Source organism: Capnocytophaga sp. oral taxon 335 str. F0486, assembly GCF_000277665.1.
GTDB lineage: Bacteria > Bacteroidota > Bacteroidia > Flavobacteriales > Flavobacteriaceae > Capnocytophaga > Capnocytophaga ochracea.
The window spans coordinates 224,434-238,001 of sequence record NZ_AKFR01000031.1 but is presented as its reverse complement, the minus strand read 5'-3'; the positions used below and the strand labels follow the sequence as shown (position 1 = coordinate 238,001).

Below are 13,568 nucleotides of genomic sequence, written 5' to 3'. Positions count from 1 at the left end.
ATGACGAATGACAAATTACGAATGACAACAAATTCATATAAAGAAAAACTTTCAGAGGCAACACAGCAATACCTAAAACTTACTAAACAATACAACCAAATTAGCTTCCTCCGATTAGCTGAAATGCTACTTATCATTTGGTCAGTATACAAACTTATAAAAGCTCCATCAGTAGTAATGGGGCTATTTTGTATGCTTACTATTGTGGTTTTCCTTCTCTTGATAGTAAAACACAAGAAAATAAGTACGTTGCGCAGTATTGCCCAAACAAAAATACGCCTCAATGAGCAAGAAATTGCATTTTTAGAACAACATACTTTCTTCACCGATAACGGCAAAGATTTTCAAGAAGAAAACCACCCTTATGCTTACGATTTGGATATTTTAGGTGAACATTCACTTTATCATTATCTTAACCGTACGCATACTTTCTTAGGCAAAAAACTTTTAGCCAAGCGACTTCTCTCTCCTTCTTCTGAGGACATTATCAACACACAAGAACAGATAAAAGCACTTACTCTCGACTTAAGCTGGCGACAAACCTTTACTGCTTATGCTCAACAAATAGATGACAGCAAAGATTTTTACATTAAACTACGCACTTGGGCAAGCAGTACTGCAAAACTATTGAGCAAAACAATGCAATATACTCTCATTGTTCTACCTATATTCCTTATCATAAGTCTTTTGATAGGATATGGGAACGACAATGAACTACTAAAAAGCGTTGGAAAGCTCTTAATCACTGTAAACTTACTACTGTTTTTCTCTTTTATTGGTAAAATGACGAAAGAAAAACTCGGTTTTGAGCGTACTTATACGATGTTATATGCTTTTAAGGAGTGTATTGCGCAAGTAGAAGCGCGTTTCCCTGAGAAAAACAAACAAGCAAGCGCTAAAATAGCTCAACTTTCCCGATTGTTAGACGATTTGGATAACGTGAGTAATATATTAGTCTCTATACCCCTAAACCTTTTCTCTTTTTATCACGTACATCGTTATCAGCAACTTTTGCAATGGAAGGCGCAATATGCAAGCTGTATTGAAGAATGGTTAGAGTCGGTGGGGGAAACGGAAGTGTTGTGCAGTTTTGCTAATTTTAGTTATAACAACCCTGAATTTGTTTATCCTACCCTCAATAATGATTATAAAATAGCTTTTGAAGCCGTAGGACACCCGCTTATCCCTTCTGAACATCGGATTACCAATGATATTACGTTGGACAAGCACGCTTTTGTATTGCTTACAGGCTCTAATATGTCGGGTAAGAGTACTTTCTTGCGCACTTTGGGGGTTAATATGTTGCTTACCCTTGTTGGGTTACCTGTTTGTGCGCGCAAAGCCAATGTACACCCTTTGCGTTTGCTCGTCTCTATGCGTCTTGCTGATTCGCTTAACGACGGCAAATCGTATTTCTTTGCTGAAATCAATCGTATACAGCAGATAATGGAGACCTTAGAGGACGAACGTTGCTTTGTACTCTTGGACGAAGTACTACGGGGTACTAATTCAGAAGACAAACAGTACGGCACTATTAAGATTATCGAACGATTGCTTTCCTTACAAGCTTTGGGTGTGCTGGCTACTCACGATATAGAAGTGTGTAAACTTACTGAACAATATCCTCATCAACTTCAAAATAAATGCTTTGAGTCTGACATCACCAATGGAGAACTCACTTTCGACTATAAGTTAAGAGAAGGTGTTTGCCAAAACAAAAATGCTACTTTCTTGATGAAGAAATTGGGAATCATTAGGTAATACCGAATTAATGCCAATAATACCAAAAATGCCAGAATACCAAATAAAGATTAGCAAATTAGCAGATTTGAGAATTAGCAAATAGGAAGTGTTGTTAATGGTGAATGGTGAAATTGGGAGAGGATTATAGGAAGCTTATAGGATAAACGAACAAAGAGTGGGTCTACAGTGGCTCTACAGTGGCTCTACAGTGGGTCTACAACGAACAAAAGACGAACAAAGAACGAACAAAAGACGAAGGAAGAACGAACAAAAGACAAACAATGAACGAAGGAAGAGTGTAGCTAAGTTAGTACTAAGTAGAAGAATACTTGAACGTGTAAGGCAAGTTTCTTCTTTTTTTTATGCCTTTAAACTAACATTTTAGGCTTTAAATATTGTTAGTTGGTAATTATTCACTACCTTTGCACCAAATTAAATAGAAATGGCAAATACCAAATATATATTTGTAACTGGGGGCGTAACTTCTTCTTTGGGGAAGGGCATCATTGCGGCTTCGCTTGCCAAGCTCTTGCAGGCTCGTGGCTATAGGGTGACGATACAAAAATTTGACCCTTACATCAATGTAGACCCTGGTACGCTCAACCCTTATGAACACGGCGAATGTTTCGTGACCGAAGACGGTGCTGAGACTGACCTCGACTTGGGACATTATGAACGCTTCCTAAACGTACACACTTCACAGGCTAATAATGTAACCACAGGACGCGTTTACCAAAGCGTTATCGAGAAAGAACGCCGTGGCGAGTTCTTGGGCAAAACGGTGCAAGTAATACCACACATTACCAACGAAATTAAGGAACGCATTCAGATACTTGGCAAAACAGGCGAATACGACATTGTGATTACCGAAATAGGTGGTACGGTGGGCGACATTGAATCGTTGCCTTATATAGAATCAGTAAGACAGCTTTTGTGGGACTTGGGAGAGCACAATGGCATCGTGATACATCTTACCTTAGTACCTTACCTTGCTGCGGCGGGTGAACTGAAAACTAAACCTACGCAACACAGCGTGAAAACCCTGATGGAAAGCGGTATTCAAGCCGATATACTGGTTTGCCGTACCGAACACGAACTTTCGGACGAGCTTCGATACAAGCTGGCGCTTTTCTGCAATGTGAAGCGAGAGGCAGTAATCCAGTCTATTGATGTGCCTACTATTTACGATGTACCCAATATGATGCTTTTAGAAGGGTTGGACAAAGTGGCACTCAAGAAGTTGAACCTCCCTTGTAAAAACGAACCCGACCTCACCCAATGGAACACTTTTTTGCAACGCTACAAGAACCCCAAACACCGCATAAAAGTAGGGTTAGTAGGCAAATACGTAGAGTTACAAGATGCGTATAAGTCGATTTTAGAAGCCTTTATACACGCCGGAGCGGCGAACGAAGTGCGCGTGGATGTGGAGAGTATTCATTCAGAACACCTCAATGAAGAAAATATAGAAGCCAAATTAGGTCATTTGGATGCTGTGCTCGTAGCCCCAGGTTTTGGCGGGCGCGGTATTGAAGGCAAGATAAAAGCTATTGAATACGTGCGTGAACACCGCATTCCGTTTTTGGGAATTTGCCTTGGAATGCAAATGGCAGTCATTGAATTTGCCCGACACATAGCTGGACTTAAAGGGGCTAATTCTACCGAAATGAATGAGCAAACACCTTATCCGGTAATCAGCTTGATGGAAAGTCAGAAGGAAATTACTCACAAAGGAGGCACTATGCGCCTGGGGGCTTGGGCTTGTGAGCTTAGCAAAGGCAGTAAGATATACGAAGCCTATGGCAAGAAAGAGATTTCGGAACGACACCGCCACCGCTATGAATTTAACAACGACTATAAAGAACAGCTCGAAAAGGCAGGCTTGCAGTGCACTGGTATCAACCCCGATACGGGTTTGGTGGAAGTGATAGAATTGCCAAATCACCCTTGGTTTGTGGGCGTACAGTATCACCCCGAATATAAGAGCACCGTTGCCAATCCGCATCCGCTATTTGTAGCTTTTGTGAGGGCAGCCTTAAACAATAAACTAAAAAAGAACTAAAACACGGATAAAAACACTTATATGGAAGAAAAAAAATTCGATTTAAAGAGTATTATAGGTTTTACCTTGATTTTTATACTTTTGATGTGGTTTATGAATAACAATAAACCAAGTGAAGAAGAATTAGCTAAACGCAAAGCTCAACAAGAACAACAAGCAAACCAAGCTACTAACACCCAAAAAGACACCCATACCGCTACCTTTCAAGGTATCCCTACTGATTCGGTAGCCTTAGAAAAGTACAAAGCCAACTTAGGTGCTTTTGCCTATTCGGCTACTCTACCGTCGGCAAAAGACGGGGTAACTGTATTGGAAAACAAAGACATCAAGCTCACTATCAGCAACCGAGGCGGACAACCCAAGGAGGTTTTGCTCAAAGAATTTAAAACTTATGATTCTTTACCTGTTTACTTAATTAAAGATTGGAATGCTACTTTTAACCTCAGTTTTACTACTGCTCAGAACCAAACCCTAAGTTCTAAAGACTTGTACTTTGAGCCCACGCTAAGCGAAAACAACGGCAACAAAGTGCTTTCGATGAAGCTCAAAACTTCAGAAAACGCTTATTTAGAATATGTGTACACCCTACCAAAAGAGGGTTATATGTTGGACGTGGCAGTGCGCTCACAAGGTTTATCGGGTGTTGTGAATACTTCTAAGCCTATGAATATCGACTGGAAGTTACAGGCACGCCGTATGGAGAAGAGCGTCACCTATGAAAACCGTTATACGCAAGCGACGGTGCAGTACGACGGCGACCGCATTAACCGCTTAAGTCAAGGAGGTAATGACGAGCAAAAAGAAGAGAAAGTGAACTGGGTGGCTTACAAACAGCACTTGTTTACATCGGTGCTCATTTCTGACAACCCGTTTGCCAAAGGCGATTTTGTTTCTCACAATATCGCTATGAGCGAAGGAAAAGATGTAAAATATACCAAGAACTTCCTTACTTCTTTGCCTATACAAGCGAAAAGCGGAGAGCTAAGCGAGTCGTTGCACTTCTATTTTGGACCTAGCGATTACAACGTGCTCAAACAGTACAATGACAAGTATGAACTTACTGAGCTCATTCCGTTAGGCTGGGGTATTTTTGGTTGGCTCAACAAATGGTTGTTCATTCCGCTTTACAACTTCCTCACTGATTATTTCTCGGTAGGATTGGTGATTATCTTGATGACTATTATCGTGCGTTTATTATTGTCGCCTATCGTTTACAAATCGTACGTATCGCAGGCTAAGATGAAGGTATTGCGCCCTGAGATTGAGGAAATCAACAAGAAATATGAAGAACCTATGAAACGCCAACAAGAAACTATGGCACTCTACAACAAAGCAGGTGTGAACCCGCTCAGCGGTTGTATTCCTGCTCTGTTACAGTTGCCTGTGTTCTTAGCACTCTTTAACTTCTTCCCTACCGAATTTGGGTTGAGACAAAAGAGTTTTTTATGGGCTCACGACCTATCGTCATACGATGCTATTTTTGAACTTCCTTTCTCTATACCGTTCTACGGAAGTCACGTGAGTCTGTTTCCATTGTTGGCTTCTGTGGCTATTTTCATCTACTCAATGATGACAATGGCACAGACTGCACAACCTCAGCAACCTGGGATGCCTAATATGAAGTTCCTCATCTACTTATCACCAGTGATGATGTTGTTCTTCTTTAACAACTACGCCAGCGGACTGAGTTTGTACTACTTTATATCTAACCTATTGACCATAGGCATTATGTTGGCTATCAAGTATTGGATTATAGACGAGCAGAAGATTCACGCACAGATACAAGAAAACAAGAAAAAACCTAAGAAGGAAAGTAAATTCCAAGCCAAGATGCGTGAGATGATGGAGCAAGCCGAAGCCCAACGCAAGGCACAACAGAAGAGATAACCGAAGGATTAAAAAATAATTATAAGGTACTCCGAGCCCTTAACATAAGGGAGATGGAGTACTTTATAAGTTGTGGAGAATATCCCAAAAGTCTTTAACAGAGTAGGAAAGAAGATTAATAATTAAAAAACGATGAGAAAAGTTATTCTTATAGCAGTAGCAGTGCTAGTAGCACTGACTGTTAGCAATTGTGGGAAAGGAGGCGATGACGCTCCTAAGGAGCTAAAAACTAAGATTTACGAGAATTTTGAAATTACTGAAGATGGCTCAACATTAGTGAAATGGCTTACTGATGAAGAAACTACCATTGATATGGCAGCAGACGAGATGCTGAGCAAAGTAACTGCTATCTCAGATTATGCTTTTGCAGAACACCGAGAAATAACCTCAGTGACTTTGCCCAAAGGCTTAAAGAAAATGGGGAAATGTGCTTTTAAGAGCTGTTCAAAATTAACTTCGATTGTTATTCCTGAGGGGATAACAAGCATAGAAGAGGGTTCTTTTGCGTGGTGTGGAGGCTTAACTTCGGTTACCATCCCGGGCAGTGTTACAAGCGTAGGATATGCGGCTTTTTCCCAATGTACCAATTTAGCCAAAATTACTATTCCTGACAAAGGTTTAGTAACCATAGGAGAGCGCGCTTTTTCGTGCCCTGCCTTAAAATCGTTTACTATCCCTACTACTGTAACAAGTATAGAGAAAGACGCTTTTTTTGATTGTCAAAAGCTTACTTCCTTAGTTATTCCTACTACTGTAAGAAGCATAGGAGAGGGTGCTTTTAGAAACTGTAAGGCTATAACCTCTATAGTAATTCCTAAGGGAATAACAAAAATTGAAGATTCTACTTTTATGAATTGTGAAGCTTTGACCTCGGTTACTATCCCTAATACCGTAACAAGCATAGGTAATGGCGCCTTCAGTTCTTGTATGTCTTTACCTTCTATTGCCATTCCTAATACTGTAACAAATATAGGAAAAAGTGCTTTTAGTTCGTGTTCTGCATTGAAGACATTCACCTTCCCCGATAATAATAGCATTACTAGCATTGAGAATGATACTTTTTTAGGAGCAGGTTTAACTTCTATTACTATTCCTAATACTGTAAAAAGTATAGGAGATGGTGCTTTAGCTGGATGCTCAGCATTAAAGTCGGTTACTTTAAAAGGAGGTACACCTCCCTCCATAAACATCGACAGTTGGGCTGGTACTTTTATCGATACTGAGCTTAATGCTATTTATGTGCCTGCTAATAGTGTAGAGACTTATAAAAAGGCTGATGGTTGGAATAAATTTGCCGATAAAATACAAGCTATTAAATAAGTTATTTGATAGATAACCTATTTTTTCTTGCTTTTTAGCAATACAATTTGTATCTTTGGCACATTATATAAAAAAGTATACAATGACACAGATATTAAACCACACTGATATTGAACACAAGATAAGACGGATTGCTTATCAGATTTACGAAACACACCTCAATGAAGAGGAGATTGTGCTAGCAGGCATTAATGGCAATGGCTATGTGTTTGCTGAGAAACTTGCGGTAGCACTTGCAAGTATAGCCCCTCTGAAAGTAGTTTTATGCCAAATTATAATGGATAAGAAGAACCCATTGGCAGGCACTGCTACTTCTATTCCTGCGGAACAATACACCAATAAAGCAGTGATAGTGGTAGACGATGTGCTCAATTCAGGACGTACGCTCATCTATGGGGTAAAACACTTCTTGGAAGTCCCTTTAAAGCGACTTACTACCGCTGTATTAGTTAATCGCAATCACAAGGACTATCCTGTAAAAGCCGATTTTAAAGGCATATCACTATCTACTTCACTGCAAGAACACGTTTCGGTAACATTCGACACAAGTAACTATAGTGTTGATTTATCAAATTAATAAGCTAATCTGTTCATTTGCTAATTAACTAATTTGTTATGTATACCACTCTTATCATTCTTTTTATATCGGCTTTGTTTTTTATGAGCGGGAAGGTACGCTCCGATTTGGTAGCTATGTGTGCCTTAGTGCTCTTGGTGCTCTTTGGCATATTAACCCCTGAGCAAGCTTTATCGGGCTTTTCGGACAAGGTAGTAGTGATGATGATAGGGCTCTTTGTGGTAGGAGGTGCTATCTTCCAAACGGGATTAGCAAAGATGATGAGCAGTAAAATCTTACGCTTGGCAGGCGATAGCGAGGTAAAACTCCTTATCTTGGTAATGCTCGTTACCGCTTTTATCGGGGCTTTTGTAAGCAATACAGGTACGGTAGCCTTGATGATGCCCATAGTGGTGAGTATGGCAATGAGTGGTAACATCAACAGTAGTCGCCTGCTGATGCCTATGGCTTTTGCCAGTAGTATGGGCGGTATGATGACGCTCATCGGTACGCCTCCTAACTTGGTAATCGATGGAGAGTTAGTGAAAAACGGCTACGATAAACTCACTTTCTTTTCCTTTACTCCAGTGGGATTGGTGTGTTTGGCAATAGGACTCTTAGTTTTAATTCCCACCAGTAAGTTTTTTCTTTCTAAAAAAGGTGATTCTAAGCAAGAAGGGAACCGAAATGGCAAATCACTTACCGATTTGGTACGTGAATATCAACTCTCTAACAACTTATATCGCGTATTAGTAGAAGAAAACACTTTATTTATAGGTAAAACGCTCAAAGAAATCAACCTTTCGCAACGTTATCACATTTCGGTATTAGAAATCAGGCGCAAACCTACTTCTAACAATCCTTTTTTCAAAACAGGCAACCAAGAGGTAGTAAATGCTGATACCGTAATTTATGAAGGAGATATTCTTTATTTGCGCGGTAGCTTTGAGTCGATTGAACAAATGAACGCCGAAAATCACTTAAACTTTCTCGATACACACCACCCCGAACAACGCTTGCCTAACGAGTTACACTTCCACGATATAGGCATAGCCGAAGTACTGATAATGCCCGCTTCGAAATTGGTAAACACCCGCATCAGTGATAGCAAACTGCGCGAACACTTTGGGCTCAATATCTTAGGTATTCAGCGCAAGGATAACTATATTTTGCAAAACTTGAAAGACGAAAAGATGCACGCTGGTGACATACTATTGGTGCAAGGAACTTGGGAGCACATTGCTAAAATGGACGCTGAACGCAGTCAGTTGGTAGTATTAGGACAACCTCTCGCCGAAGCATCTAAGGTAACCCTCACCCACAAAGCTCCTATCGCTGCGCTGATAATGGTAGGGATGGTAGTAGCAATGATGTTCGATTTTATCCCTATAGCACCCGTTACTGCTGTGCTTATCGCTTCTTTGTTGATGGTTATTTCAGGAGCTTTGCGTAATATCGAAGCTGCTTACAAGACGATTAACTGGGAGAGTATTGTACTTATTGCAGGTATGCTACCTATGGCATTAGCCTTGGAAAAGACAGGAGTATCAGCCTTAGTATCGAATGCATTAGTAGGGAGTTTAGGCGATAAGAGTCCATATATACTCTTGGCAGGCGTGTATTTTACCACTTCGCTTATGACGATGTTCATCAGCAATACCGCTACAGCCGTACTCTTGGCACCCATTGCTATTAAAACCGCTTTATCGTTAGGCTTACAACCCCACGCTTTTATGTTTGCAGTAGCCGTAGGTGCAAGTATGTGTTTTGCTTCTCCTTTCTCCACTCCGCCCAATGCATTAGTAATGTCGGCTGGGCGTTACACTTTTATGGATTACGTGAAAGTAGGCTTACCTCTACAAATCATTATGGGTATTATAATGGTATTCGTGTTGCCATTATTATTCCCATTTCAATAAAAAGTTGTATCTTTGCCGAAATTTTTAAAAGTAAAGAATGAAAAAAAGAATTTCAGATTTTTTGTTAGACGTTTCTAAATACGTATTTGCGGGCTTATTAATCGCTCCACTATTTAACTCAACTTTCGCGTGCAACGATGCTTATTGGTGCGCTTTTACTGTAGCTATTTTAGCTCTTATAGTAGGGCTTTTCCTCTCTAAACAGAAAAAAGGAGCGGTGAATAAAAACAACAATAACAACCGCAACAAAAACTATCGCAAGAACAATAATAGCAGAAATAATACAACTTCTAACAGAGCATAACTATTTCTTCCTCTCAAAACTATGAAAGTCTATTTCGATAATGCGGCTACTACCCCCGTCTATCCAGAGGTAATACAGAAGATGACGGAAGTACTGAGGGATACTTATGGCAACCCCTCTTCTACACACGCTTTTGGGCGTAAAGCCAAGTCGCTTATTGAATATAGTCGCAAGCAAATAGCTAAACAACTGAATGCTTCACCCTCTGAAATTATTTTTACTTCAGGGGGCACTGAAGCTAATAACCTTATCTTGCGCAGTTGTGTGCACGATTTAGGTGTACAAGTTGTCATTTCTTCCCCAATAGAGCATCACGCTGTATTGCATACCTTAGAGGCATTAGCCAAAGAATATCCTATAAAAATAGTTTACGTAAATCTTACTAACAAAGGGGTCGTAGACCTCTCTCATTTAGAGTACTTGCTCCAGCAATATACTGAAAAAAAAGTATTGGTGAGCCTAATGCACGTAAACAACGAAATAGGGAACATTTTACCTTTAAAAGAAGTAACTGTGCTCTGTAAACAATACAATGCTTATTTCCATTCAGATACCGTACAGTCTGTGGGGCATTACCCTATCGATTTAGAGGAAATCCCTGCCGACTTTATCACGGCTTCAGCTCATAAGTTTCACGGACCTAAAGGAATAGGATTTGCTTTTATTAGAAAAGGCATTGCGCTACACAGCAGTATCACAGGGGGCGAACAAGAAAAAGGCTTGCGTGCAGGTACCGAAGCTGTTCATAATATAGTAGGAATGGAAGTTGCTTTTAGTCTATCATACACTAATTTAGATAGAAACACTGAAAAGCTCAAAGACCTGAAGCGTTATTTTATCAAACAACTCAAACATCATTTCCCAGAGGCGATATTTAACGGAATGTCGGATACTTTAGACGAAAGCAGTTACACCATTGTGAACATAGGTTTTCCCTTATTGAAAAACCAAAATAGCACCCTGCTTTTTCAGTTAGACTTAAAAGGCATTGCTTGTTCCAAAGGGAGTGCTTGCCAGAGTGGAAGCGTGCAAACCTCTCACGTACTATCGGCTTTTTTACCTGAGGAAGCTCTACAATATCCCTCGCTCAGATGCTCTTTTTCCATCTTTAACACAGTAAAAGACGTCGATTTTCTTATCGAAAGCCTTAAAGAAATCTCCCATAATAATCACTGATAATAAACTACTTACATTTCTATTACACATTAAGCAGAAAAATATTTACAGAAAAATAGTAGGTAATTCAAAATATTGTTGTAATTTAGTAGCGTTTTTAAACAATAGTTGCATTTAAATCTTAGATATGTCAGAGGAAAAAAACACATTAGCCATAGAGGATAACCGCGAGGACAACCGTTTAGAAGATGCGTCATTAGTAAACTATGAGGCAATGTCTCTTAGTGAATTAACCAAAGAACTAAAAGAACTACTCCAAACTGAGAAAACCCAAGCTATCAAAAAGCAAGTGGACGCTATTCGTTATGAGTTCGACAAAAAATACGACGCTCTTGTAGAAGAGAAAAAAGAAGAGTTCATAGCCGACGGAGGAGAATTGTATAATTTTTCTTACGAAATTCCTGTTTATAGAGAATTCTACACCGCTTTCAACGATTATCGCGAAAAGCGTAATCAATACTATAAAGAGATTGAGAAAACCCATAAAGAAAACCTTGCTAAACGCCGAGAAATCATCGAAGAACTCAAAAGCCTTCTCAATGCCGAAGAACATTTGGGTACTACCTTCAAGCAGTTCCAACAATTGCAAGAGCGTTGGCGCAGAGCAGGAGCCGTCTCTAATGCCGATTATGAGGATTTGTGGAATACTTATCACCACCACGTAGAGAACTTCTATGACTTTATCCACCTCAGCAAAGACTTACGTGACATCGACTTTAAGCGCAATTTAGAAGAAAAACTAAAAATTATTGAGCGTGCCGAAGCACTTGCCCAAGACGACGTAGATGCTCTCATTGCCTCTCGTGAGCTACAAGTGTTACACCGTGTTTGGAAAGAGGAAATAGGTCCTGTAGATAAAGAACACCGCGAAAGCATATGGCAACGTTTTAGTGAACTTACTAAGAAAATACACGACAAACGCCAATATTACCTCAAAAACTTAGATAAGATATACGAAGAAAATGCAGTGAAGAAGCAAGGCATCATTGAGCGGATTAAGAAACTCGGTGAGAAAGAGCCTACTACTCACAGCGCTTGGAAACAGCTTTCTAAGCAAGTAGAAGATTTACGTCAGTCGTTCCTAAATGTAGGAAAAGTACCTTTACAACAAGCTGATGAGGTATGGAAATCTTTCAATATAGCTTTACGTGCTTTTAACAAGAAGAAGAACCAATTTTACAAAACACTTAAAAAAGAGCAACAAGAGAACCTCACTAAGAAATTAGCCTTATTAGAAATAGCAAAAGCTAACCAAAATAGCACTGATTGGGAAACCACTACTGAACTGATGAAGAACATTCAGAGAGAGTGGAAAGAAATAGGAAGCGTTCCTCTTAGAAATACCGAAAAGATTTGGAAGGAATTCAAGAGAGCTTGTGATACGTATTTCAGTAGATTTGCTGAGACTATTCAGCATTCTAAAAATAAAGAGTCTGATGCGCTTGAACAAAAGAAAGCCTTTTTGGATAAGCTGAAAGAATATCAATTAGGCACCGATAGAGATAAAGAGATAACAACCTTACAAAACTTTGTGAATGAATGGAATGCTATAGGAAATACTCATCATTCTAAGAGAACCATCGACATCAAATTCCATAAGATTATTGATGCACTGTACAAGAAACTCAATTTTGATAAGCAAGAAATTGAGCTTATTAAGTATAACAACAAGTTAGAACGACTTATCAACGATGATAACGAGAACTCCCTTAACAATGAGGTGATTTTTGTAAGACGTCGTATTGATGAACTCAAATCGGAGATTCTACAGTTAGAAAACAACTTAGCTTTCTTTGGTAATATCGACGAGAAGAACCCATTAGTACGCGATGTGATTAAGAACATCAACAACCAAAAAGAAGCTCTTAAAACGTGGGAAAATAAACTTCGTGAGCTAAAGCATTTGCAAAAAACACAATTAGCTGAAGCCTCTGAAGAAAAGGAATAATTTTATTGTTTTCATATTTAGAGAAGAGGTTATGCTTGCTAAGTAACCTCTTTTCGAGTTTTATATCTGTATGAAATTAGTATTTGCCACCCATAATCAGCATAAATTAAAGGAAATACAAGCCCTTTTACCTAAAAATATCGAACTGCTAAGTTTGAGCGACATAGGTTGCAATGACGATATAGCCGAGACTGCTACTACTATTGAGGGCAACGCTTTGCTGAAAGCTCAATACATCAAAGAGCATTATCATTGCAACGTTTTTGCTGATGATACAGGCTTAGAAGTACAGGCACTAAACAATGCTCCTGGGGTATATTCGGCACGGTATGCAGGTGAGCACAAAAGCGATGCAGACAATATGTATTTGCTACTAAAGAATATGGAAGGAATCTCACACAGAGAGGCTCAGTTTAAAACGGTTATTGCTTTATGTTTAGATAGCTCTATATATACTTTTGAAGGTATCGCAAAGGGACGTATAGGCACTACCCCTGTAGGCACTAACGGTTTTGGGTATGACCCTATATTTATTCCTGAGGGTTCTGACCAAACTTTTGCCGAGCTGACCCAAGAAGAAAAGAACCGTATCAGTCACCGTGGAAAAGCCTTTGGAAAGCTATTACATTTCTTAAACCAAAATATTCAGTAAG

The 13,568-nt window shown here is 39.5% G+C and carries 10 protein-coding genes; all 10 read left to right on the top strand.

Going from position 1 to position 13,568, the window contains the following annotated elements; genetic code table 11:
- Complete coding sequence (locus HMPREF1320_RS07160) at nt 1–1,761, top strand: MutS-related protein (protein ID WP_034554335.1); 1,761 nt, start codon at nt 1–3, stop codon at nt 1,759–1,761.
- A 424-nt stretch (nt 1,762–2,185) separates the two neighbouring features.
- Nucleotides 2,186–3,805, top strand: coding sequence for a CTP synthase (locus tag HMPREF1320_RS07155; RefSeq protein WP_009418076.1), 1,620 nt, complete (start codon nt 2,186–2,188; stop codon nt 3,803–3,805).
- Between the two features lie 21 nt (nt 3,806–3,826).
- Nucleotides 3,827–5,692, top strand: a complete 1,866-nt coding sequence (yidC, locus tag HMPREF1320_RS07150) for a membrane protein insertase YidC (RefSeq protein WP_009418014.1) — start codon at nt 3,827–3,829, stop codon at nt 5,690–5,692.
- Nucleotides 5,693–5,824: 132 nt separating this feature from the next.
- Nucleotides 5,825–7,012 carry a leucine-rich repeat domain-containing protein gene (locus HMPREF1320_RS07145; RefSeq protein ID WP_009417953.1) on the top strand — a complete coding sequence of 396 codons (1,188 nt, stop codon included), beginning with the start codon at nt 5,825–5,827 and terminating at the stop codon, nt 7,010–7,012.
- Between the two features lie 82 nt (nt 7,013–7,094).
- Nucleotides 7,095–7,589 (top strand): phosphoribosyltransferase family protein, encoded by a 495-nt coding sequence (locus HMPREF1320_RS07140; protein WP_009418135.1) that lies wholly within the window; start codon nt 7,095–7,097, stop codon nt 7,587–7,589.
- Nucleotides 7,590–7,627: 38 nt separating this feature from the next.
- Nucleotides 7,628–9,487: an SLC13 family permease gene (locus HMPREF1320_RS07135; protein ID WP_009418052.1), complete on the top strand. Its 1,860-nt coding sequence runs from the start codon at nt 7,628–7,630 to the stop codon at nt 9,485–9,487.
- 37 nt (nt 9,488–9,524) lie between these two features.
- Nucleotides 9,525–9,791: a DUF6722 family protein gene (locus HMPREF1320_RS07130; protein ID WP_009417984.1), complete on the top strand. Its 267-nt coding sequence runs from the start codon at nt 9,525–9,527 to the stop codon at nt 9,789–9,791.
- Between the two features lie 21 nt (nt 9,792–9,812).
- Nucleotides 9,813–10,967 (top strand): cysteine desulfurase family protein, encoded by a 1,155-nt coding sequence (locus tag HMPREF1320_RS07125; protein WP_009417975.1) that lies wholly within the window; start codon nt 9,813–9,815, stop codon nt 10,965–10,967.
- Between the two features lie 127 nt (nt 10,968–11,094).
- Nucleotides 11,095–12,915: a DUF349 domain-containing protein gene (locus HMPREF1320_RS07120; protein ID WP_009417942.1), complete on the top strand. Its 1,821-nt coding sequence runs from the start codon at nt 11,095–11,097 to the stop codon at nt 12,913–12,915.
- 70 nt (nt 12,916–12,985) lie between these two features.
- Nucleotides 12,986–13,567 carry a non-canonical purine NTP diphosphatase gene (locus HMPREF1320_RS07115; RefSeq protein WP_009418100.1) on the top strand — a complete coding sequence of 194 codons (582 nt, stop codon included), beginning with the start codon at nt 12,986–12,988 and terminating at the stop codon, nt 13,565–13,567.
- Nucleotide 13,568: the final 1 nt, after the last annotated feature.

Excerpts from the sequence above, each read along its gene's own strand:
- HMPREF1320_RS07120 (WP_009417942.1), top strand. The coding sequence starts at position 11,095 with ATGTCAGAGGAAAAAAACACATTAGCCATAGAGGATAACCGCGAGGAC.
- HMPREF1320_RS07135 (WP_009418052.1), top strand. The coding sequence starts at position 7,628 with ATGTATACCACTCTTATCATTCTTTTTATATCGGCTTTGTTTTTTATG.
- HMPREF1320_RS07125 (WP_009417975.1), top strand. The coding sequence starts at position 9,813 with ATGAAAGTCTATTTCGATAATGCGGCTACTACCCCCGTCTATCCAGAG.
- HMPREF1320_RS07130 (WP_009417984.1), top strand. The coding sequence starts at position 9,525 with ATGAAAAAAAGAATTTCAGATTTTTTGTTAGACGTTTCTAAATACGTA.
- HMPREF1320_RS07160 (WP_034554335.1), top strand. The coding sequence starts at position 1 with ATGACGAATGACAAATTACGAATGACAACAAATTCATATAAAGAAAAA.
- HMPREF1320_RS07115 (WP_009418100.1), top strand. The coding sequence starts at position 12,986 with ATGAAATTAGTATTTGCCACCCATAATCAGCATAAATTAAAGGAAATA.
- HMPREF1320_RS07155 (WP_009418076.1), top strand. The coding sequence starts at position 2,186 with ATGGCAAATACCAAATATATATTTGTAACTGGGGGCGTAACTTCTTCT.
- HMPREF1320_RS07140 (WP_009418135.1), top strand. The coding sequence starts at position 7,095 with ATGACACAGATATTAAACCACACTGATATTGAACACAAGATAAGACGG.
- HMPREF1320_RS07145 (WP_009417953.1), top strand. The coding sequence starts at position 5,825 with ATGAGAAAAGTTATTCTTATAGCAGTAGCAGTGCTAGTAGCACTGACT.
- yidC (WP_009418014.1), top strand. The coding sequence starts at position 3,827 with ATGGAAGAAAAAAAATTCGATTTAAAGAGTATTATAGGTTTTACCTTG.